Below are 20,672 nucleotides of genomic sequence, written 5' to 3' on the forward strand. Positions count from 1 at the left end.
CACATGAACGTGCTGCTGGCCGAGGCCGAGGTGCCGTACGACCAGGTCTTCGAGATGGAAGACATCAACAGCGAGTTCGGCCAGGCCGACGTGGTGCTGGTGCTGGGCGCCAACGACGTGGTCAACCCGGCGGCCAAGACCGATCCCAAGTCGCCGATCGCGGGCATGCCGATCCTGGAGGCGTACAAGGCCAAGACCATCATCGTCAACAAGCGCTCGATGGCGGCCGGCTACGCCGGCCTGGACAACGAGCTGTTCTACATGGACAAGACCATGATGGTGTTCGGCGACGCCAAGAAGGTGGTCGAGGACATGTTCAAGGCGGTCGAAGCATAACCCTGATGCCTGGCGTGAAGGCGTTTGCGTCCAACGACATCCCGTTCTGTCTGTGCCGCATTTGCAGGCCTCTTTTATTTTGATGACTGATGTTATTATAAATAGACAGAGAACAGAACTGCGCAGCCTGACCTGATCGCTACCGGGACGCCCCGGCTGCGGCAGATCGCCAAGACTGCCCAGCAAGGAGGATCGACATGAGCCCAGCGTTCTGCAATTCAGGCACGAAGCGACATATCCAGCGCGTGGATTTCGGACGCGTGTCGGTCTTCTTTGGCGAGAAGAGCGGCAAGTATCCCGACGGCAACCAGGTATTGATAAGGGGGTCCGAGACCCGCGCGGCTTTCGACACGCCGCTTGTCGCGAACTACATCGGTCCCGAGTTTGACGCCACCGAGCTGGTGGTGATGGGCCATGTGCATGAGGACCATATGGCTGGGTTGCATCGCCTGCCGGATGCATCGGTCTATGTGCACGAAGGCGATTTGCCGGCGGCAAGGAGCTGGGATGGCATGGTCGCCGCTTTCGGTAATGCGGCGTATGCATCGGAGACCCTCCTCAGGTTTCAGCGTGAATTCTTCTATGCGCCGCGGCCCGACGCGCAAGGCTACGTGGACGGTGCGTGCTGGGATCTGGGCCAGACCGGCATTCGGGCTTTCCACCTGCCAGGGCACACCGCGGGCCATACCGTTCTCCTGGTGGAACCGGAGGGGGTGGCTTTCACGGGCGATATCGACCTGACCGGATTCGGACCCTACTATGGCGATGCAGGGTCCAGCCTGGGGGACTTCCGTCGTAGCCTGGCACGGTTGCCCGAGGTTCCGGCCAAGGTGTGGGTTACGTCCCATCATCGGGGCGTCTATACCGATCGTGAGCACTTCCTGCGCGATCTCGCTGCCTATGCGGCCAAGCTGGACCAACGCGAACAGCGCCTGCTGGCCTTGCTGCGCGAATCGCCAAAGACACTGGCACAGCTGGTAGACCTGCGGCTGCTGTATCCGCCGGGCTTTCAAGGCTCATGGGTAGTCGATGCCGAGACCCGTACGATTTCCCGGCATCTGGCAGAACTGCTGGCGGACGGGCGGGTCGAGGTGAACGAAGAGGGCGTCTACCGGGTGGGATGAGATACCCGGGGGGACCACTTCGGTAGTGGCCGCCCTTGCATCATGTCCCGATGCGGATCGCTGAAGCTGCCCGCATCGGGATTGCATCGGTTTGACGATTGCCGTCGCGCTCAGAAGTTGTGGCGGATGCCCAGCGCGACGCCGAACATGCTGTCCTTGCCGGCAGCGGGCTGATAGCCGTTGTTGAACGCAATGGACGCGGTGTCCAGGCACAGGCCGGCATTCTTTGCGTAAGCAGTGGTCAGGTACAGGTCCGTACGCTTGGAAAGGCGGTAGTCGGCGATGAGCATCCACTGTCTCGGATTGCCGGCAGGCCCTAGCGCCGGCAAGGTCGAGGACCGGAACGTCTGGTAGTAGTAGTCCAGCGTCAGGCTCAGCGCAGACGTCATCTCGTAGTAGACGCCGGCCCAGTACAAGTTGTCGCGCGTCAGTGTCTGCCCCGGCGCAGTCGACATGCCCCAGCGGTATCCAGTCATGAAGATCGCCGGACCGACGGCGTAGCTGGCTGCTGCGGCGGCCTTCTTGAATGTGCCGGTACCGGCGAAGCCGCCACTGCCCACGATGCTCGGGTTCACCTGGTCGTAGGTGACGGTGGCACTGAACGGCCCCGCCGCATAGGACGCCCGGGCACCAAAGCCGGTATCGCGGCGAAACTGGCCGGGACCCTCGCCCGGGCCACCCAGGCGACTCAGGTCCATGGTGCCGCTGCTGCCGCCGGTGCCAAAGCTCCAGTGTGCCCCGACGCTGACCGGACCAAAGGTGCCCGCATATTTGACGGTGTTGTCCTCGCGGTACACCGGTCCGATCTGGGCGATCACGGGCTCATACAGGCTCGACATCGCCGCTGGCGAGAAGTTGGCCAGTGCCTCCAGCATCGAGGTGTATTGGCGACCGAAGGTGATCTTGCCGTAGGTGGCGCTCTGCAGGCCGACAAACGCCTGACGGCCAAACAGGCGACCGCCTTGCTGCAGGGTACCATCGTCTGCTCCGATGCCGCTTTCCAGCACGAAGACACTGCTCAGTCCGTTGCCGAGGTCTTCCACGCCGCGCAGGCCCCAACGCGAACCCGACAGACCTTCCCCGTTCAGCGCGTATCGATGGGCCGAGCCGCTGCTGGCGCTTTTGAAGTTGGTGTCGAATTCCAGATTGGTATCGAGCGTACCGTACAACGTGACGGACGGCTGGGCGTGCGCCGCGCCTGCGAAGACACCAAAAGCTGCCAGTGCGACAGCAGGCGTCTTGCCCCAGTCGCGTGCCAGCTTGCACGGCACCGCGGTGACCACAGCCCCATCCTTGTCAGAGGCATAGCGCCTGAATGCATCCATCAACGATCTCCTTGTTTGTCAGTTGCCTGGCGGCCGCATGCAGCGCATCGGCCTCGCATTTGTCCTGAAACCTGTCGGCGATTCGCGCAAATCGTGAATTAGCATAACGAGCGTAATGTTAAATAAAAAGGCCGGGTATTCCCTGCCTGGGCGGCGCCCTGAGCTGGCACAGGTGTGGCTGCGTGGGGGCGTGCGAACGCCGGCGCACTACCGGGGTGGAACAGACTGCGCAGAGGCCTTGCCCGAGCGGGGCTAGCGGGAGAGGACTACATGGAATCAGAACATAACGATGATTCTGTAAAATCACGCATCTGGCGGCTAACCAGCCCGGCAGCCGGTGGTCGAAATGCTCAAGAGACAAAACAGGACAATGGAAAGCGACGACGATATCGAGCAGGTCTCAACCCGGGGTCGTCCGGTCGGCGATCGCGAAGCGAAGCGCAAGGAGTTGCTGCGCGCGGCATCGACGGTGATTGCACAGGAGGGCTATGCCAACGCATCGCTGCGCAAGGTTGCGAAGCATGCGGGCTACACCACCGGCGCGGTGACCTATTACTTCGCCAACAAGGAAGAGCTGGTCGTGGCGCTGATGGAAAGCGCATTCGACCGTTTCGACGCGATGCTGGAGTCGGCCCGGGAAAGCGGTGACATCCTCGCCCCGTTCGAAAGCTGGATCAGGCTGACCGACCGCAGCACCAGGTTCTGGCCGGCGACATCGGAATTGCTGGCGCAGGGACGACACGAGCCTGCGTTTGCGGAAGTCATCACCAGGCGCTACGCTCGCTATCGTCGCCTGCTCGCCGCCATTGTCAAGGACGCGCAGGAACGGGGGACGGTCCGCAACGATATTCCGGCGGACATCCTCACCGACCAGCTCGTTGCCATGGGGGATGGATGGATGATGATGTACCCGATCGAACCCAAGCGCTTCACGCCCAAGCGAATGCGGGCGCTCATCGATGCCCTGGCGGTGCTGGTGGCGCCCGTGCCGGGCGAGCACAAGCCTGGCGGACGGGCGGCGCACGCGTAGCACGGGATCACAACCGGTGCTCGCCACGCAGGGCGCGAGCGATGTCAATAGCGGCTTTGGCGCCGGTCTCGATGGCGCCGTCGATGCCGCCGACCCCGATGGGCGCTATGTCCGCGCCCGCGAAATGAATGCGGCCGTGGCTCTGCCGCATCAGGGGCGCGGCCTGCGTCAGATTGCCGGGGCGGTGATGCATCCATCCGCCTTTGGAGAACGGGTCGTTCGCCCAGTCCTGGCAGACCGTGTCCAACACTTCGATGTCCGGAATGAAGTCCCGCAGCGCCTGCTGTACTGCCTCGCGGTCATTGCCGTCCAGCGCCGAGCTGTCGGAACAGAAGCACACCACCAGCGTATCGCCATGGTCGCGCCGCTCGGCATGGGCGGTGTTGATGGGATGCTTGCCTGCCGGTGCATAGATCACGAAGGGCTCGATCTCGCCCCTGACCCGTACCCAGATCTTGGTGGGCATGATCGGGTTTCTTTGCTCGATCATGGCGCGCACGGGGCGCGGCAGCGCAGGCGTGACGGAAAACTCGCTCAGCATGTTCAGCGGCAATGCCACCACGGCGCGCCGGGAACGGATACGCTGCCCCTCGCGTGTGGTCACAATGACCTCGTGCCCGTTGTCATCGACTGCGGCCACTGGCGTCGAGAGGCGCAGTTCGGCTTTCGATTCGGCGCTCATGGCGCCAATCAGGCGACCGGTGCCGCCCTCGATCGGCCAGTGCCCGGCGATTTCCTTGAACGCGCTCCAGTTGCCGAAGCAGATCGCGCACCAGAACAGCAGTTGCGCAAGCCCTTGCTCGCGTTCGGAGCAAACCAGGATGGACATCGCGTTGACCAGCACGTCGCGGTCGTGCGCCGAGAGTTCAAGCGCATCAAGCCGGTCGCCGATGGTTTGCCTGTCGATCGTGCCGACGTCGGCGGCTGCCAGGTCATCCACCTGGGGAAAGTGCATCCGCGCATCGGCAAAGAAGCGGGCGACCAGCGGCGTGGCCAGTTGGTTGAGCTGTTCCCATGTCCCGGCGTGTACCACGCCGTCGGCGTACCAATACGCCCTGGTCACCGGCATTGGTGTTGCCAGGCCGATGCCATAGCACTTGAGTTCGCGCCACACATGCGCCTGCGTCCAGTGCACGTAGGTGCCGCCCAGATCGAGGTCCAGGCCAAGCGCCTTGCCCCACCAGGTGCGCCCGCCAATCCGGTCACGCGCTTCGAGCAGCAGCACCGAATGGCCTGCCATGCTGAGGTCCCGCGCAGCGGTCACGCCTGCGAAGCCAGCGCCGATCACGGCCACATCGTACAGATCTGTCATGGGAATTTCCGTATTGAGTTTCAGGTGATGCGTGGGCGGGAAAGGATGGCTCCCGGCAATTGCGAGGCCGCCTCTCACGCTGCCTCATGTGCGGCGCGCCTTGCGGTTCGAACGTTCATCGAGACCGCTTGCGACCTTCAGGGCGCCGTTGAGGGCGAGCCAGCGCAGGGGTTCCGGCAGCGTCGCGGGCGGCGCATGTTGCATCAGCATGGCAAGCAGCGGGTTGCCGATGCCCTGGATGTCTTGCGCCAGCATGTGTCCGACCATGCCCTGTGTGCCGACGCCGTGGCCGGAACATCCCGCCGCGTAGTAAATGTTCCTGTCTGCTCCTGTGCGGCCGATCACCGGCAGGCCATCGTCGGCATAGCTGATGTAGCCGCTCCAGCAGTGCCGGATGGCGATGCCCCTCAAAGGTGGAAAGCGGTCATGCAGTGCCATCCGCAGCGCTCGATACTGGTCGTGCTCGGGCACTTCGGGCGTCCGCGAGCCGAAGGGGTAGCGCAGGCGCTTGGTGGTCAAGACCAGCGTGTTGTGCGCGGTCAGGCGATGGCTCTCCATGACCCAGTGCATGGTTGTGATGCCTTCGCGGCGGGGCCATCCAAGCGCCGCCAGCTGTACAGGGGAAAGCGGTTCGGTCTCCATGGCCGAAAGCCGCAACGGCACCACCTTGTCCGCAAGCGGGCCGAGCCGGGGCGTATAGGCATTGGTGGCCAGGATCATCACCGGCGCGCTGACGCTGCCGCGAGGTGTCTGCACCCTGACGGTTGGTCCTTCGATGAAGGACAGCAACGGCGTGTTTTCGTGGATCGTCACGCCTGCCCGCAGGGCCGCGCGCCGCAGTCCCAGGACGTACTTGCCGGGATCGAGCGTGCCGCCGGTCGGCACGTAACTGCCAAACAGGAACGCTGGCGGGATGCCGCGTGCGCGCATCTCGGCCTGGTCCAGGTATTCCGATGGGCATCCGAGTTCGGCGCCGATCCGCATATCCTCGCGCACCCTGGCTTCCTGCGACGGCTCGATGCCGGCACGGATCAATCCCGACCGGTGGTAGTCGCAGTCGATCCCATGCTCCGCGAACTTGCCTTCGGCGAAGCGGACCCCGTCTTCGTAGAAGCGTACGATCCGCTTCGCTTTTTCGTGGCCCGCGCGCTTGAGGAAGCGGTCGTACTTGAGTCCCTGCCCGCCGGCGAGATAGCCCGCGTTGCGGCTGCTCGCTCCATGGCCACAGAACTCGCGTTCGAGCACGACCACCTTCACGCGCTGCCGGGCGAGCTCCAGCGCCGCGCATAGCCCCGCAAAGCCGGCGCCGACGATGACCACATCGGCGTTGGTGTGGCCCTCGAGCGATGGCTGCAGGTCAGCCGGCCTTTCGATCCAGCCGCCCAGCGTTCGATATGTCTTGAAGTCTTCGGTCACGTTGCCGCTTTCCTTTGTCTGGTGAGTCATGCGGGCGGGAACAATCCGCGCTTGACGCAAATGCCGTGTCAGGCGGCCATGGACGTGTCCGGGCACGGGCGCGCTCCGTTGGCAGCGCCCGTCTCGTCGCCGGCAACGGCTTCCAGCGAGCGGTTGGTCGTGCGCGGGCCGAACAGCGCGACGGGGATGGAGAAGACGATGTAGCAAGCTGCCGCCGCGAGCATGACGCCAGCCATGCCGCTTGCGGAGAACAGCGCGGCGCCCAGGACGCCGGCGGCCGCGCCGCCGAACCGGCCGCCAGACATCACGATCCCGCTGCCGAGGGCGCGCAGCTGCGTCGGTATCGTCTCCGGGATGTAGGTGTAGTAGGCGTTGACGACGAGCCCCGTGATGATGGCGGCGAGTCCGCCTGCCCCGATCACTGCCCAACTGGTGGCCGAGATGCCGAGCACCGCCAACGGCAATGCGCTTAGCACGGACACGACAAGGATGGTGGACTTGCGTTCATACCGGTCGAGAAACAGCATGGCGACTAGCGGCGTGGCGCCATAGATCACGTTCCACAGGAACTGGATGTAATACGCATGTTCCTCGGAGTATTTGAGGCTGTATACGAGCGAGTAGACGCCCCATTGGCCGAACAGGTAATAGGCCAGGCTGGCGCCAAAGTAGCCGAGCGTGAGCACGGCGATGGTTCGCAGCAAGGCCTTGTCGTTGAAGAGGTCGCGTAGCGTGGGCGCTGCGGCGGCCGGCTGAACGGTGGCAATCGCGGGTTCGTCGAGCGGACCGCGGCGCAGCGCGCGCGCTTCCAGCTCGCTTACGATGCCTTCGGCGCGGTCGAATCGACCGCGCGAGACACACCAGCGCACCGATTCCGGCAGGATGAAGCGTGCCAGGGGCGCAATCAGCAGGCCGACGCTGCCGCCCAGGAACAGGTTGCGCCAGGCATCACTACTGCCGTGTGGGAGATAGAACATCGCTAGCGCGGCAGCGCCGATGCCGGAGACCACGAACCCGATCGTCACGATGGAGACGAAGCGGCCACGTGCCCTGCCGGGAAACATCTCGGCGATATAGACCAGCAGCACCGAGGTGGCGGCCTGCACGCCGATACCTGTGATGACGCGGGAGGCCAGTATGGTCTCGTAGGTAGGTGCGAATGCCGTCGCCAACGCTCCCAGCGAGTACAGCACGGTGGTCCATACGAGCACCGAACGTCGTCCCCATTGGTCAGACAGTCTTCCTCCCACCAGCGCCCCGATGATCATCCCGATGAAGAACGCGCTGCTGATGGCGCCGATCTGCCCGGTGCTCAGGTTGGTGTGGGCCTTGATCGTGGGGCTGGCATAGGCAAAGATGGCGTTGTCGTAATACTCCAGCATCAGGTTGGCCGCGAGCAGCGCGGCCCAGACGTAGTGGGAAGCCATTACCGGCAGGCGGTCAAGCCGCGCAAGAATGCTGGATGGCTTGTCCGGTCTGACGACCGCATTCGGACGCTTCATGTTTGTGTCTCCATCAGCTTTGTCGCTGTTCATTTTTTGTAGGGGATGTCGTGCCGCGACCCTGGTGTGCAAACGGGCCGCGGCTTCTGGCTGTCAGCCGTCGCCGCAACCCGCGACTGCAATCGCGCGTAGCTCGACCAGGAACTCGGGACGCGCCAGCTGGTTTACGCCCACGCCTGTCCACGAGGGATAGCGGTCGGGGAAGTACTCATCCTTGACTTTCACGAACGCCTGTATCTCGCCGCGCAGGTCGGTGTGGAACGTCATGATTTCCACGACGTCGGCAAGGCTGGCTCCTGCGGCTTCGAGCACAGCCTTCAGGTTTTCGAACGCCAGCCGGGCCTGCGCTTCCATTCCCTGGCCCACCGAGGCCGTGGCCAGATCGAAGCCCACCTGGCCGGACACCCAGATCATGTCGCCGACACGGGTTGCCGAAGAGAAGTGAAGCTGGTCGTAGTGCCTGGCCTGCATGAGGCCGGGATTGATCATTTGTCGTTTCATGGCGGCTGCTCCGTGCAAGGCGATATCAGGCGAGTTGGCGGAAGACAGGCGAGCGGAACGGTTCGCCTTCATTGAGCCTGGCCATTTCTTCCCGGAAGAGCGGCCCGTTGCGGGCATAGCGCGGGTTCGACATTGGCAGGGCGCGGAACGTGGCGTCGTCACCGAAGAAGCGCAGCACCAGCGTGTGCCGGGTCGCGCAGGCGGCATCGACGGCGGCCCCGCCGTGAAGCGAACGTGGATGCAGGAACACGACATCGCCAGGGGTCACCTCCCAGGAGAGCACGTCCCAGGAATTGGGGTCTTCGGCGAGCTCCTTGTCGATATGCGGCAGGCGGGGCAGGGTGCCGTCGCCGTACAGCGGATCGGTCGGGTCATCGGCATTCGCGAAACTGGCCCCGTCGTACTGGATGCCGAGGTGCGAGCCGCGAATGATCTCCAGCGAATTCTTCTTTGGAATGGTCTGGAAGGTAATCCACGCGTTGCCCCAATGCTTGCCGGCCCACGGCAGGTTCGCGGTGTCCTGATGCCACGGCCCGCGGCCACTGTTGCCGCCTTCCTTGGCGAACACCTCCTCGGCGAAATACCAGACATGCTCCGAGCCCCATAACTCCTGGAACACCTTTCCGAACGGCAGCGTCGTGACCAGGTCGTCAAGCTTCTGCTTAACCACCGGATTGGCGTTGTCGATATGGGTCTGCAGGCTGGTGCCGTCCAGCGAGCGGAAGTGATATGGGCCCGGGTTAGCGACGTTCCACTTGAAAGCCTCGTAGCACCGGGCCAGCTGCACAGGGTCGAGGCAGTTCTTTATAAGTACGGCGCCGTCCTCGCGAAACGCCTCTCGTTGGGATTGGGTGGTGAGCATGATAAGTCTCCTTCATTCCTCGGTGATGGACGCTGGCCGGCGCGATGCATGAACAATAACTCGCAATCCGATTTAAGACAACATGCGTTGTGTTAAAGTGCGAGCCTCGGGATTCTTGGAGAATCGTCGAGTTTGCCGTCCGTGTAATCGGGACGAGAGTTCGGCCGTGCTTGGTTCTCAGCGGACAAGAAGGCGTTGTCCAGGTATATGGCTTCAACTCGGGCAAGACGGACGTGCGGATACCGCGGCGTATGCCGTGGCAACATGCCGCCTCGATGCGTGGCGGGCTGGTCGCAGAGCGGATAGTTGAACGTCCCACCTGGCCGTGGGCACCTGGGTCGTGGAAGGTGCTGTGCGACGCCGGCCCATGGCCGCCGTCATGAAAAGCGTGAGGAGTGCAAAGTGTAGGGACTGGCGCAACGCCCGTTGACTAAGGCTCAGTTAAGGCCATCGGCAACGTGGGGTGTCCCGAAACGCTACCTCGGCAAAATGGCTGCAAGTGGATTTAGAACGGTCCTTCGCTTCGTCGAGGTCAAAGGCCGTTCTTGGCCGGTTTCGGCCCTTCAAGCCTCATGCCGGGAAGGCCGGTTCAGGCCGAAGCGTAGCCATCCGAGCCATGAGCGGAAGAGCGGAAGCCCGGAGTCGATCTCTTGAATTCCGTGCCTTCAACCACGCTGCTTGTAACCCTTAAAGCTCAGGAAAGCGCCCAGCGTACCGATTATCAGCGCCGCCACGATCGTGGAGGCCCGGCTGCTATAGATAGTAGAACCTATCGCAATTGCGACTCTCGGCAGGACGATGCGGATAATTCCACCGATTGTCATCAACCAGCCCAGCACTGTAATGATCAGGCGCCACTCCATTTGCCATCTATTGTGCAGGTTGACGATTGCGAGGCCAGCGAGAAGCGACAATAAACCGGACAGATAGAACAGGATGCCGAGTTGCAGCGCCTCCGCGATCATGCTTTCGTACATGCCGAGATTGATCAGCATGCCAAAAGCGACCGCGAGGAAAGTCGGTCCAAAGAGTCTGGCGAGAAATGACGACCGATCCAAGAGGCACCTCCGCGCGCGTACCAATCAATCTATAGGTTAGACGCTTACCACATTTGACGCGCGGATTGCGCCCGCGGCCTATGGCGAGGTGGGAAAGCTGCCGCACCCCGCTGACTTGTCCTGCTTGCCACCGCGAACTGAGCATCGACTAGGATTGGATCACTGCTCAAGCCCGAGCAGATGGAGACTCATCTTCATGGAGCGATAAGGCGCTCTTCGACATCACTGACGCCGGGCAATGACGACGAGTGCCAACGTGGCTGTCTCACTTGAACTTCGTCATAAGCTGCACCCGCCGATCGAACTGCTGGGGGAACCCGGCTCGTGCCCTGGCCAGTCACGCAAACCGCCGAGACTGCGGTGAAGAATGCGGTCAGCCAGGGCGCGCTCCCGCCATCCACTCGGGACCAGGGCAACATCAGGAGTACGCTGCCTGCCACGATGGCCAGCAGGAAGCCCAGGGCAACGGTCCGGGTTAGATGCAGAGATGGTCTCATTCCGGAATTGTGTCCTGAAATGCGTCACAAATCCACGTTTCCTTCGGGCGCGAGCCGCGCAAGGATGTCAACCCCGACGAGGCGGTGGCAGTGGGTGCGGCGATCCAGGGCGCGGTACTAACGGGCGAGCGCAAGGATGTGTTGTTGCTCGACGTTACCCCCCTGTCGCTTGGGATCGAGACCCTTGGCGGCGTCATGAGCAAGATGATCGCCAAGAACACCACCATCCCGACCAGGTTCTCTGAGGTCTTTTCTACCGCCGAAGACAATCAGGCGGCGGTAACCATCAAGGTGTACCAACGTTAGCGCCGGTTCATGCTCGGAGCCGGTTATGTGACGCAGCGGGAATGGTGGAAGGCGGGATTCCTGACCATATGGTGGCGTGGCTGGTGGCTGGGCCGCTGTGGTGGCAGGTGCTGGGACACGTCTGACGTAAAGGGGCCGCGTGGGGTTGGCATGCGCTGCAATACTGCGATCTCACGCGGTTCACGTTTCCGATATGAAAGCGACCGCCGCGGCAGCCATCGAGGCCGTCGACCATGAGCCCGCGCCGGATCACCGCGCGAAATGGCCCTACTTGTCGCCGTAGTGGTAGCGGCAACTAAGGATACGTAGCGTTACGTCATCTGCCGCATATACCAGGCGGTTTACATCGTCTATCCGGCGGGACCAGAAGCCCGATAGATTGCCCTTCAAGGCCTCCGGCTTGCCGATACCTTCGAACGGCTCGCGCTGCGCGTCCTGTATCAAGGCATTGATACGCTTCAGGGTTTTTTTGCCGGGGTCCCCGGGGGTGTCTCGAGCATCAATTGGTGGTCCCGTTGGCAGGTATCTCGCAGTGTGCCATAGGGGTAAGAAATTAAAGTAGAGGGCCTTGTGCCATGGTCGACGGTGAGTAGCTTGGAGACCCGGATTCATCAAAGCCAAGTCAGAGACCTGACTTGGCTAAGCAGCCTGCCTTAACGCTTCAATGGTGTGGTCAGTACGGTGTCATTCGTATCCACGACGAACACCGCGAGCAGCTTGGCGGGCTCGGTCTTGCTCGCGTTGGCGCTGACGTCGTGCCGGTCGCCAGGCATTTCGGTGAAGTTCTGACCCTTCGTGAACGTGCGAAGTGGCCCCCCGTTGAGCTGGTTCAGCACGGCGCCTTCCAGCACCGTTGCGTAAATCAATGCCGACCTGGCGTGGGTATGCGCGGCGTTGACCCCGCCCGGCTCGTATTCCACCACTACGCCCTTGACACTCTTGCCCGGCAGGTTCGGGATCTCTTGCTGGTACACGAGCGTGACTTTTACACCCGTGGAAGTAGTTGCCAATTCCTGCACTGGCACCGTTGCCTGGTGACCCGAATGGTCCTGGGCAAGGGCTGACTGCAAGGGCAGCGAGGCAAGGATCATCGACGCGATAAGGCGCTTCATGTTGTATCTCCGATGCATGCAGAATATCGTTCAGGCGTACGCAACATGAGCCCGCGCCAGCCACTGGTCGAGAGTGATGCTGCCCAGGCGAGCGTCGCCCAGGGGAACGAGTGATAGTTTTTCGACGTGGCCGCCGTAATATCGCGCGTCGGGATCGGTCACGACGGTGCGCGTGTCGCCCACCGACTTCAAATAGCGCGAAACGATCTCTGCGAACGGAGCGCGGTCTGGTCCGGCGATATCGATGGTGCCATTTAGCGGCGCCGCGGTCGCCACCTGCGCAAGCGCCGCCGCGACGTCATCCGCTGCGATCGGCTGGAACAGCCCGTCCCCGATTCGCACGGTGTCACCTTCCGTGCCGTAATCCGCGATGCCGCCAATGAATTCCATGAATTGCGTGGCGCGCACGATCGTGTAAGGCACACCGGCGGCGTCGATCACCGCTTCCTGAGCAACCTTGGCCTGGAAATACGCGTTGTCCGGCATGCGGTCAGTACCGACAATCGACAGGGCGACGTGATGGCGCACGCCCGCGGCGACTTCGGCCTTGCCTAGGTTGCGTGCCGAGGTGCGAAAGAAGTCGAGCACTGCCTGTGGCTCCCAGGATGGCGCATTCGTCACATCGACGACAACATCTGCGTTCACCAGTGAATGACTCAGGCCTTCGCCCGTCAGTGTGTTGACCCCGGTGCTCGGCGAGGCGGCGACCGCCGTATGGCCCGCCTGATTCAGCAGTTTGACAAGGCGTGAGCCGATCAGGCCGGAACCACCGATAACAACGATTTTCATGGCTGATTCTCCATATAAGGGTAGAGGAACGCGATGCTCACCCTGGTGCTGCGGCATCACCGACCGTGTCCGTCACCGTCGCATCGCATGAAGCCCAGTGTGCGACAATCATGCCCCATGAATAAGGGCCAAGAATTGACAATCTGACTAGGCCAAGTTGTTGTTGCGCCCAATCACCCGTGAGACTGTCATGACGGTACGCAACCCCAGGTTGGCCATCGAGATCGACCGCCAGAAGCCTTTGCCGATCTATCAGCAGATTTGCGAGCGCTTCCGGACGGCGATAGCGGCGGGCCATCTTCGCCCCGGCGATCGGGTGCCGGCTTTGCGCGGCCTCGCCACGCAGCTGAATACGGCGCGAGGCACCGTCGAACTGGCTTATACGATTCTTGTCGACGAGGGTTACCTGCAGATGCGTGGAGCTGCCGGCACCTTTGTCTCGCCTTCACTGTCGGCATCCCAGATGCAAGCGGTCGCTGCGGGTGGCCGGCGGAATGCGCCTGATGTGTCGTCCCTTAAGGACGCCGTCGGAGAAAAAGAGACATATACAACACCCAACGTCTCGACGGCACGTCAGCCCGTGATCGCGGTCGCACTGAGCGGCGAGCCGCGGCCCTTGCAGCCAGGCCTGCCGGCGCTCGACGCGTTTCCGCGCAAGATCTGGAGCCGGATCGTTTCACGGCGTGCGCGCGGCGGCGAACGCGCGCTGCTCGCCTACCCCGATCCGGCGGGATATTTGCCATTGCGCCAACATATCGCTACCTATCTTGGGTTGTCGCGCGGTGTCACCTGTCTGCCTCACCAAGTGTTCATTACCAGTGGCTATCGCGCTACCCTTGAACTGGTATTGCGCAGTCTTGCGAGCCCGGGCGATCGCATGTGGTTCGAGGATCCCGGTTATCTACTTGCGCGCAACTTCCTTGCCGAGACCGGCATGCAGCTGGTACCGGTGCCAGTCGATGAAGAAGGCATCGATGTCGAACGCGGCATCGAGCGCGAGCGTGAGGCACGCTTCGCGCTCGTCACGCCATCGCATCAGAGCCCGTTGGGGTACACGCTTTCGCTCGCAAGGCGCATGGCGTTGCTGAACTGGGCAGAGGCGGGGTCTCGCTGGATTATCGAAGACGACTACGACAGCGAGTTCCGTTATCTGGGCCGCCCCTTGCCGGCCCTGAAGAGTCTCGACCGGCAAGATCGCGTGCTCTATTGCGGCACCTTCAGCAAGGTGATGTTCCCCGGGCTCCGGCTCGCATACACGGTGGTGCCAGAGCGCGCCGTCGAGCGTGTGGGACGGGTGGCGTGCAGCATGAACGCCGGCGCGCCAACGCTGTTTCAGTCGGCGCTGGCAGACTTTATTGAACAGGGACATTTTGCGCGGCATGTAAAACGGATGCGCGCGTTGTATGGACAGCGGCGCCTGTTGATTGCACAAGCGCTAAAGCAGGCTTTTGGAGAACGGTTGACCGTTGAATTGCCACCGGGCGGAATCCAGTTTGCGGTGCACTTCGCCGAAGCGGCTCACGGTCCGGTCGACGATGTCGCCGTTGCCTCGCGTGCGCGCGATGCGGGGCTAGCGGTACTGCCGCTTTCCAACTGGTATGCCCACGGCCGTATCCGTGACACCCCGCGTGGCCTGGTGATGGGCTTTGCGAACATCACCGATACAAAGGAAGCGGACCGTCTCGCGCGTACGCTGCGGGCGTGCCTTGATGGTTGAGCTTGACCAGGTAGGATCTCCGGGTACATCCCCACACGGGATCCGCGCTCTGGCTGCTGACGACATCGAGGGTGTCCACAGATGTTGGAGGGAATACTGGTCGCGAATGATGAGTTCATGTGCTGGCGACCTAGGATCTGTCCGCATTTTTGAGCGCATGCGCATTCCCCGTCAACTTGGCGTGATACGCGAACTGCGGGCGACCGGAATGACACCGCAGCTGGCGCTGCGCTTACTGGCGGCGTTGCGCGTACGGTTAGCGTCCAGTGAACGCACCGCCCGATGGTCCTGGAACGGTTGACTGATCTGGACGCGCGGTAATTGCTGCCTGTTAACGAGCTCGCCGTCGAGACGTGCAAACGGTATCCCTGGTGCGAGGCAAAATTCGCGCCGCTAATCGCGCCACAAGCGATTCCGGTTTTCAATGGCTCATAAATCGAGCCATAAAACCCCGGGCTGATTTAGCGGAGACCGCGCTGGCTTCGGTCCTTGCCGACGGAATGACGCTGGACGAAGCCGCGGAGACAGGGCGCCAGCAAGAATAAGGCATGCGCCAACCCGATTTGCTCCGAGACTGGGGCCACGCGGCAGGCCACGGTGGTACGCATGCCGCTGAGCAGCGTCGTAACGCTCGGCTGATCGGCATCGCGCTGTCGGAGCTTGAACGGCACGGCCTAGCGGCTATCCCAGCAACTCCAGCACAGAGCCATGCGACTTCAGAGTCTCCAGCACGATATTCGAATTGATCGCCATCACCCCCGGCTCCTTGTGAAGTTTGTGGATCACGAAGTGGGAGAAGTGCTCCAGGTCCTTCGTGCGCACAGTGAGCACATAGTTTGACGTGCCTGTCACGATTCGGGCCGTCACCACTTCAGCCCACCCGTTGAGCGCTCGCACGAAATTCTCGTGCCAGTTCTCAATGTCCGAACGCATCGAAACATGCACGAGCGCCTCGAAGGCGATGCCGACCTGCTTCGCACCTATCACACAGCGATAGCCGGCAATCACGCCGCGCTCTTCCAGCAGCTTTACCCGCCTGAAGCACGCCGAGGCGGACAGTCCCACCGCCTCTGCCAATTCCTGGTTCGTGATGCGGCCGTTGCCTTCTAGGTGATGCAGGATGCTCACGTCGGTGCGGTCAAGTTCCATGTCGAAGAATTATTCGATGAATGAGGATAAATCGGTGAATGCTTCAATGTATAAGCCAAAAGGAGCAATAAAAGCAAGCACATTCGGCTTTTCGCTTGATAGGATTCCGTTCCCATGACGGCGTCGCGCCGACCGCAAAAACCAGCCACCCCGGCGCGCCGTCCCGCATCCCTGAACCGAACCGAGCAATCCCATGTTTGCGCATATCCCCGCCTATGCCGGCGACCCCATCCTGTCGCTGATGGAGGCCTACCAGGCCGATTCCCGGCAGCACAAGGCGAACCTCAGCATCGGCCTCTACTACGATGAGGACGGCCGCATCCCGGTGCTCAGCAGTGTCGGCGCGGCCGCGCGCCAGCTCGCCGGGCTGGATGATCCGCACACTTACCTGCCGATGGAGGGCATGGCCGGGTACCGCCACGCGCTGCAACAACTCGTGTTCGGCGCGGACAGCCGCGCGCTGCAGGAAAACCGGGTCGCGACGATCCAGTCGGTGGGCGGCTCGGGCGCGCTGCGCATCGGCGCCGAGTTTCTGAAGTTGTACTTCCCCGGCAGCGCGGTATGGATCAGCGACCCGAGCTGGGAAAACCACCAGGTCCTGTTCGCTGGCGCGGGCGTGGCGGTGCACCACTACCCGTACTACGACCCGCAAACCAATGGCCTGCGCTTCGGCGACATGCTGGCGACGATCGGCGCACTGCCGGCGCGCAGCGTGGTCCTGCTGCAGCCGAGCTGCCACAACCCTACTGGCATCGACCTGTCGCGCACGCAATGGGCGGAACTGATCGAGGTGCTGCGGCAACGCGGGCTGATTCCATTCCTTGACATGGCCTACCAGGGCTTCGGCGAAGGCCTGGAAGAAGACGCCTGGCCAGTGCGCGCGCTGGTCGATGCCGGCCTGCCGTTCCTCGTCAGCAACTCCTTCTCGAAGAACTTCTCGCTGTACGGCGAGCGCTGCGGCGGGCTTTCCGTCGTCACGCCGGACGAGGACGAAGCCAGGCGCGTGCTCGGGCAGCTCAAGGCGGCGGTGCGGCGCGTGTATTCCAGCCCCCCGCTGCATGGCGCGAGGCTGATTTCGACGGTGCTCGGCAATCCTGCTCTGGCAAGCCAGTGGGCCGCGGAGGTGGCGCAGATGCGCGAACGCATCGCGCGCATGCGCGGCGCGCTCAGGGAGCGGCTGGAGGCAAGCCTGCCGGGCATGCCGTTCGGCTACCTGACGGCGCAACGCGGCATGTTCAGCTACACGGGCCTGGCACCGGCGCAGGCCGACCGCCTGCGCGAAGCGCACGGCGTCTACATGCTGCGCTCTGGCCGCATGTGCGTGGCGGGACTCAACCCCGCCAATGTCGACCACGTCGCCCATGCGATGGCGGCGGTTCTGCGCGCGTGCGCCTGAGCCCCGCGGCTCAGGCATTCATGGTCCAGAGGAAACACATGGCAGAGATCATCCCGACCCCGCTGCCCGAACCCGCGCAGCCGTTCTCGTGGGCAACACAGGCCGCCGGCCTGATGTTCACCGCGCATGGGCCCGTCGATGCGGCCGGCAATATTGCCGGCGGCGACATCACCGCGCAGGCGCGGCTGACGTTCGGCAATCTCGCAGCGGCGGTGGAGGCGGCCGGATGCCGGCTCGACGATGTCGCGCAGGTACTTGTGTACATGCATGCGCCCGGCGATATGCCGGCCATCGATGCGGTATACCGCGAGTTCTTTCGCGCACCCTATCCGAACCGGGCCAGCGTGGCAGTGGCCGGCTTTGCCCATCCGGCCATGCTGATCGAGATCGTGGCCTACGTCAGGCTGCCGGCGGGCAGGCGCCGGGCCTGATCCGCTTCGTTCCGCTGGCGACGGCGGTTTTCATCATCAAAAGCAGAACAAGATCAAATGGAGGAGACATGAAGAAATTCGCAGTCCCGCTGGCACTGGGCGGTCTGGCGGCGGGCACGGCTTGCGCCCAGGGCACCGTCACGCTGTACGGCATCGTCGACCAGAGCATCCGCTTCACAACCAATGCCAACCAGGCCAACAACAGCCAGGTGCAGCTGACCAACGGCGCCGTGACCAACAGTCGCTTCGGCCTGCGCGGCGAGGAAGACCTCGGCAGCGGCATGAAGACGCTGTTCCGGCTCGAGAATGGCTTCGATCCGGACACCGGGCGCGTGAACCAGAACGGGCGCCTGTTTGGCCGCCATGCCTATGTCGGACTGTCCGGGGGGGTAGGCACGCTCAAGCTGGGCCGCCAGTCCACGGAAGGCTTCAACCTGTTCGGCGACTTCGATCCGCTGACCGTGGGCAACTACACCGCCAATGCCTGGCCGTACTTCATGACCGGGGGGCGGGTTGACAACGCGGTGAGCTACGACGGCACCTTCGGCGGCCTCAGTCTCGGCGCCAGCTACGGCTTTGGCGAATTGCCGGGCAACCTGAAGCACGGTTCCTACTGGGGTGTGCGGGCCGCATACAACCAGGGCAATCTCGGCATCGGCGCCGTCTACCAGGAAATACGGAACGCCGCCAGCGAAACCCAGCGCATGTGGGGTGTCGCCGGCCGCTACGCCTTCGGCCCGGCGAAACTGTTCGCCGGCTACCTCGGTGGCAGGGACGCAACCGGCATGGTCGACGGCATGCTGAACGATCCTTCCCGCAGCGTCAGCTACGGGTCTTTTGCCGCCAATCCGCGCAAGGACATGACCTTCTACACGGGCCTGACCTGGCAGGCCGGCGGCGCGCTAGCGCTGACGGGCGTGGTCTATCACGACAGTATCCGCAACGTGAACGGCGTGGCCGGCCAGAGCGGCCAGCGGCTGACCGGCGTGCTGCTGGCCGAGTATGCGCTGTCCAGGCGGACCCAGCTGTACGGCACGGTGGACTACAACCGCGTAAGCGGCGGCGCCGCCAGCGAGATGCCGGGGCGCGGCAACCAGACCGGCGTGGCGGTTGGCGTGCGCCACGTGTTCTGAGCGCAGGCGGGCCGCATTCACTATCAGAAGGAGAGAGACAACATGGACAAGAAGCAGAGCTTCCAGCAGATCGTGGAGCGCGAGCGTGGGCTGAAGCGCACGCTGAACGCCGGCCAGATGGCGATGATTGCCATCGGCGGCGCGATCGGCACTGGGCTGTTCCTTGGCAGCGGCTTCGCAATCGGCTTTGCCGGCCCGAGCGTGCTGCTCAGCTACGCCATCGGCGCCGCCATCGCGCTGATCCTGATGGGCTGCCTCGCCGAGATGACCGTGGCGCATCCGACTTCGGGTTCGTTCGGCGCCTACGCGGAGCATTACGTCAGCCCGTGGGCCGGGTTCCTGGTGCGCTATGCGTACTGGGCCTGCATCGTGCTGGCGGTCGGGACCGAGGTGACCGCCACCGCGCTCTACATGAAGTACTGGTTTCCCGCAGTGCCCGGCTGGTTCTGGATTGCCGGCTTTTCCGCAGCACTGGTACTGGTCAATGCGCTCAGCGTCAGTATCTTCGGTGTCGTCGAATACTGGTTCTCGGTGATCAAGATCGCGGCGATCGTTGGTTTTATCCTTATCGGCGCCTATGTTGTCTTCGGCGCACCGGCGTCGGTGGCCGGATCGGCAGAGGGGGCAGTGGCCGGCTTCCACCACTACACCACGCACGGCGGCTTTTTCCCGAAGGGCCTGTGGGGCATGTGGGTCGCCGTTATTGTCTCGATCTTTAGCTACCTGAGCATCGAGATGATAGCTGTGGCCGCAGGCGAGGCCGAGGATCCCGAGCATGCGATCACGCGCGCCTTCCGTTCCACCATGATCCGGCTCGTCCTGTTCTACCTGCTGACGCTGGCCCTGATGCTGGCGATCGTGCCGTGGACCGCCGCCGGCCGCGAGGAGAGTCCCTTCGTCAAGGTCATGGAGGCTATCAATATCCCAGGCGCCGCAGGCGTGATCAACTTTGTCGTGCTGGTGGCGGCGCTGTCGTCGATGAATAGCCACCACGCGGATGATGTTCAGCCTGTCGCGCGCGGGCTACGCGCCCGCCCGCTTCGGTCGTGTCAGCCGGCGCGGCGTGCCGATGTCGGCGCTGCTGGTGTCGACGCTCGGCATCGCGCTGGCGACCGTGCTGAGCATTGTCTATCCCGATGCCTCGTTCACGCTGATGATGGCGGTATCGATGTTCGGGGCCCTGTTCACGTGGATGATGATCTTTGTCACACACTACTGCTTCCGCCGCAAGTGGGAGGCGCAAGGCCATGGTCCGCTGCGGTTCCGCATGAAGGGCTTCCCGGTACTGACTCTCCTGGGCGCCGCCCTGATGCTCGCCATCATGGTAACCACCATGTTCACGGCCGAGTTCCGCATGACAATGCTCTTCGGTGTACCGTGGCTAGCGCTGTTGAGCGTGGCGTACTTTGGCTGGTATGCGAGGGCCACGCGGGCCGAACCGCTGGAGCCGCACGCGGGCTGATTTCGTCGGGACGCTCAAGTTCCATCTGTCGCAACGCGGTCATCGACGTCGGCCGCTCACCGCGCTCAAGATCGCCTGGCCTTGGCCAGCGCAGTCAGGATGGTGGTGTTTCCCATGCCCAGCGCGTGTGAGCCTAGCAAGGTATATAGCGTTTCGGGCGAGGGCGTCGCTATGTCATCCGTGGCGGCAGTGGGATGCACTTCGCCCGGGCCAA

Annotated in this window: 18 protein-coding genes and 2 pseudogenes; 9 read left to right on the top strand and 11 right to left on the bottom strand. The window is 63.1% G+C overall.

All coding sequences use genetic code 11. The features are described 5' to 3' along the window. Both A3AG_RS31320 and A3AG_RS0103850 read left to right on the top strand, forming a co-directional pair. Positions 1–336, top strand: a 336-nt coding sequence (locus A3AG_RS31320; RefSeq protein WP_035847784.1) for an NAD(P)(+) transhydrogenase (Re/Si-specific) subunit beta, incomplete at its 5' end; no start/stop codon positions are given. A 197-nt stretch (positions 337–533) separates the two neighbouring features. After that, entirely contained in the window at positions 534–1,460 is a 927-nt protein-coding gene (locus A3AG_RS0103850) for an MBL fold metallo-hydrolase (RefSeq protein WP_018004145.1), read from the top strand. A gap of 110 nt (positions 1,461–1,570) precedes the next feature. On the opposite strand, the gene A3AG_RS0103855 is transcribed toward A3AG_RS0103850, so the two are convergent. Beyond that, positions 1,571–2,785: a porin gene (locus A3AG_RS0103855; protein ID WP_018004146.1), complete on the bottom strand. Its 1,215-nt coding sequence runs from the start codon at positions 2,783–2,785 to the stop codon at positions 1,571–1,573. Between the two features lie 370 nt (positions 2,786–3,155). Here A3AG_RS0103855 and A3AG_RS31325 point away from each other — a divergent pair, with 370 nt between their 5' ends. Next, the gene (locus A3AG_RS31325) at positions 3,156–3,815 is read left to right on the top strand and encodes a TetR/AcrR family transcriptional regulator (protein WP_018004147.1); all 660 of its coding nucleotides are present in this window, start codon (positions 3,156–3,158) and stop codon (positions 3,813–3,815) included. 7 nt (positions 3,816–3,822) lie between these two features. Here A3AG_RS31325 and A3AG_RS0103865 read toward each other — a convergent pair whose 3' ends face one another. From A3AG_RS0103865 to A3AG_RS0103890, 6 genes are all read right to left on the bottom strand, one after another. Next, entirely contained in the window at positions 3,823–5,127 is a 1,305-nt protein-coding gene (locus tag A3AG_RS0103865) for a flavin monoamine oxidase family protein (RefSeq protein WP_018004148.1), read from the bottom strand. An 84-nt stretch (positions 5,128–5,211) separates the two neighbouring features. Then, a complete protein-coding gene (locus A3AG_RS0103870) occupies positions 5,212–6,573 on the bottom strand; it encodes an NAD(P)/FAD-dependent oxidoreductase (RefSeq protein ID WP_051073466.1) in 1,362 nt (453 codons plus the stop codon). Positions 6,574–6,611: 38 nt separating this feature from the next. Continuing rightward, the gene (locus A3AG_RS0103875; RefSeq protein ID WP_018004150.1) at positions 6,612–8,045 is read right to left on the bottom strand and encodes an MFS transporter; all 1,434 of its coding nucleotides are present in this window, start codon (positions 8,043–8,045) and stop codon (positions 6,612–6,614) included. A gap of 93 nt (positions 8,046–8,138) precedes the next feature. Further along, positions 8,139–8,546 carry a RidA family protein gene (locus A3AG_RS0103880; protein ID WP_026163918.1) on the bottom strand — a complete coding sequence of 136 codons (408 nt, stop codon included), beginning with the start codon at positions 8,544–8,546 and terminating at the stop codon, positions 8,139–8,141. A gap of 25 nt (positions 8,547–8,571) precedes the next feature. Beyond that, positions 8,572–9,408: a phytanoyl-CoA dioxygenase family protein gene (locus tag A3AG_RS0103885; protein WP_026163919.1), complete on the bottom strand. Its 837-nt coding sequence runs from the start codon at positions 9,406–9,408 to the stop codon at positions 8,572–8,574. Between the two features lie 665 nt (positions 9,409–10,073). Next, entirely contained in the window at positions 10,074–10,403 is a 330-nt protein-coding gene (locus tag A3AG_RS0103890; RefSeq protein WP_204321164.1) for a hypothetical protein, read from the bottom strand. A 599-nt stretch (positions 10,404–11,002) separates the two neighbouring features. On the opposite strand from A3AG_RS0103890, the pseudogene A3AG_RS0103895 reads away from it, so the two are divergent. Next, positions 11,003–11,263 (top strand): annotated as a pseudogene (locus A3AG_RS0103895) (Hsp70 family protein); the annotation flags it as partial. A gap of 273 nt (positions 11,264–11,536) precedes the next feature. On the opposite strand, the gene A3AG_RS33140 reads toward A3AG_RS0103895, so the two are convergent. The 3 genes from A3AG_RS33140 to A3AG_RS0103910 all read right to left on the bottom strand — a co-directional run bounded on the left by A3AG_RS33140 (position 11,537) and on the right by A3AG_RS0103910 (position 13,170). Continuing rightward, on the bottom strand, positions 11,537–11,791 hold the full coding sequence (locus A3AG_RS33140; protein WP_240619787.1) for a Txe/YoeB family addiction module toxin: 255 nt from the start codon (positions 11,789–11,791) through the stop codon (positions 11,537–11,539). 131 nt (positions 11,792–11,922) lie between these two features. Continuing rightward, positions 11,923–12,381: a cupin domain-containing protein gene (locus tag A3AG_RS0103905; RefSeq protein ID WP_018004155.1), complete on the bottom strand. Its 459-nt coding sequence runs from the start codon at positions 12,379–12,381 to the stop codon at positions 11,923–11,925. A 30-nt stretch (positions 12,382–12,411) separates the two neighbouring features. Next, entirely contained in the window at positions 12,412–13,170 is a 759-nt protein-coding gene (locus A3AG_RS0103910; RefSeq protein ID WP_018004156.1) for an SDR family oxidoreductase, read from the bottom strand. A gap of 190 nt (positions 13,171–13,360) precedes the next feature. Between A3AG_RS0103910 and pdxR the strand changes: the two genes are divergently transcribed. Next, positions 13,361–14,887, top strand: a complete 1,527-nt coding sequence (gene pdxR / locus A3AG_RS0103915) for a MocR-like pyridoxine biosynthesis transcription factor PdxR (RefSeq protein WP_018004157.1) — start codon at positions 13,361–13,363, stop codon at positions 14,885–14,887. A 681-nt stretch (positions 14,888–15,568) separates the two neighbouring features. Here pdxR and A3AG_RS0103925 read toward each other — a convergent pair. Further along, a complete protein-coding gene (locus A3AG_RS0103925) occupies positions 15,569–16,036 on the bottom strand; it encodes an Lrp/AsnC family transcriptional regulator (RefSeq protein ID WP_018004159.1) in 468 nt (155 codons plus the stop codon). Between the two features lie 193 nt (positions 16,037–16,229). Between A3AG_RS0103925 and A3AG_RS0103930 the strand changes: the two genes are divergently transcribed. From A3AG_RS0103930 to A3AG_RS31330, 4 genes and pseudogenes are all read left to right on the top strand, one after another. Then, the gene (locus tag A3AG_RS0103930; protein WP_018004160.1) at positions 16,230–17,432 is read left to right on the top strand and encodes an amino acid aminotransferase; all 1,203 of its coding nucleotides are present in this window, start codon (positions 16,230–16,232) and stop codon (positions 17,430–17,432) included. 38 nt (positions 17,433–17,470) lie between these two features. Further along, positions 17,471–17,863, top strand: a complete 393-nt coding sequence (locus tag A3AG_RS0103935) for a RidA family protein (protein ID WP_018004161.1) — start codon at positions 17,471–17,473, stop codon at positions 17,861–17,863. Positions 17,864–17,931: 68 nt separating this feature from the next. After that, positions 17,932–18,996 carry a porin gene (locus tag A3AG_RS0103940; protein ID WP_018004162.1) on the top strand — a complete coding sequence of 355 codons (1,065 nt, stop codon included), beginning with the start codon at positions 17,932–17,934 and terminating at the stop codon, positions 18,994–18,996. A gap of 42 nt (positions 18,997–19,038) precedes the next feature. Beyond that, a pseudogene (locus A3AG_RS31330) lies at positions 19,039–20,458 on the top strand (amino acid permease). Positions 20,459–20,672: the final 214 nt, after the last annotated feature.

This window comes from Cupriavidus neocaledonicus, from assembly GCF_000372525.1.
Classification (GTDB): domain Bacteria; phylum Pseudomonadota; class Gammaproteobacteria; order Burkholderiales; family Burkholderiaceae; genus Cupriavidus; species Cupriavidus neocaledonicus.

Excerpts from the sequence above, each read along its gene's own strand:
- A3AG_RS0103850 (WP_018004145.1), top strand. The coding sequence starts at position 534 with ATGAGCCCAGCGTTCTGCAATTCAGGCACGAAGCGACATATCCAGCGC.
- A3AG_RS0103855 (WP_018004146.1), bottom strand. The coding sequence starts at position 2,785 with ATGGATGCATTCAGGCGCTATGCCTCTGACAAGGATGGGGCTGTGGTC.
- A3AG_RS31325 (WP_018004147.1), top strand. The coding sequence starts at position 3,156 with ATGGAAAGCGACGACGATATCGAGCAGGTCTCAACCCGGGGTCGTCCG.
- A3AG_RS0103865 (WP_018004148.1), bottom strand. The coding sequence starts at position 5,127 with ATGACAGATCTGTACGATGTGGCCGTGATCGGCGCTGGCTTCGCAGGC.
- A3AG_RS0103870 (WP_051073466.1), bottom strand. The coding sequence starts at position 6,573 with ATGACTCACCAGACAAAGGAAAGCGGCAACGTGACCGAAGACTTCAAG.
- A3AG_RS0103875 (WP_018004150.1), bottom strand. The coding sequence starts at position 8,045 with ATGAAGCGTCCGAATGCGGTCGTCAGACCGGACAAGCCATCCAGCATT.
- A3AG_RS0103880 (WP_026163918.1), bottom strand. The coding sequence starts at position 8,546 with ATGAAACGACAAATGATCAATCCCGGCCTCATGCAGGCCAGGCACTAC.
- A3AG_RS0103885 (WP_026163919.1), bottom strand. The coding sequence starts at position 9,408 with ATGCTCACCACCCAATCCCAACGAGAGGCGTTTCGCGAGGACGGCGCC.
- A3AG_RS0103890 (WP_204321164.1), bottom strand. The coding sequence starts at position 10,403 with ATGCTGATCAATCTCGGCATGTACGAAAGCATGATCGCGGAGGCGCTG.
- A3AG_RS0103905 (WP_018004155.1), bottom strand. The coding sequence starts at position 12,381 with ATGAAGCGCCTTATCGCGTCGATGATCCTTGCCTCGCTGCCCTTGCAG.
- A3AG_RS0103910 (WP_018004156.1), bottom strand. The coding sequence starts at position 13,170 with ATGAAAATCGTTGTTATCGGTGGTTCCGGCCTGATCGGCTCACGCCTT.
- pdxR (WP_018004157.1), top strand. The coding sequence starts at position 13,361 with ATGACGGTACGCAACCCCAGGTTGGCCATCGAGATCGACCGCCAGAAG.
- A3AG_RS0103925 (WP_018004159.1), bottom strand. The coding sequence starts at position 16,036 with ATGGAACTTGACCGCACCGACGTGAGCATCCTGCATCACCTAGAAGGC.
- A3AG_RS0103930 (WP_018004160.1), top strand. The coding sequence starts at position 16,230 with ATGTTTGCGCATATCCCCGCCTATGCCGGCGACCCCATCCTGTCGCTG.
- A3AG_RS0103935 (WP_018004161.1), top strand. The coding sequence starts at position 17,471 with ATGGCAGAGATCATCCCGACCCCGCTGCCCGAACCCGCGCAGCCGTTC.
- A3AG_RS0103940 (WP_018004162.1), top strand. The coding sequence starts at position 17,932 with ATGAAGAAATTCGCAGTCCCGCTGGCACTGGGCGGTCTGGCGGCGGGC.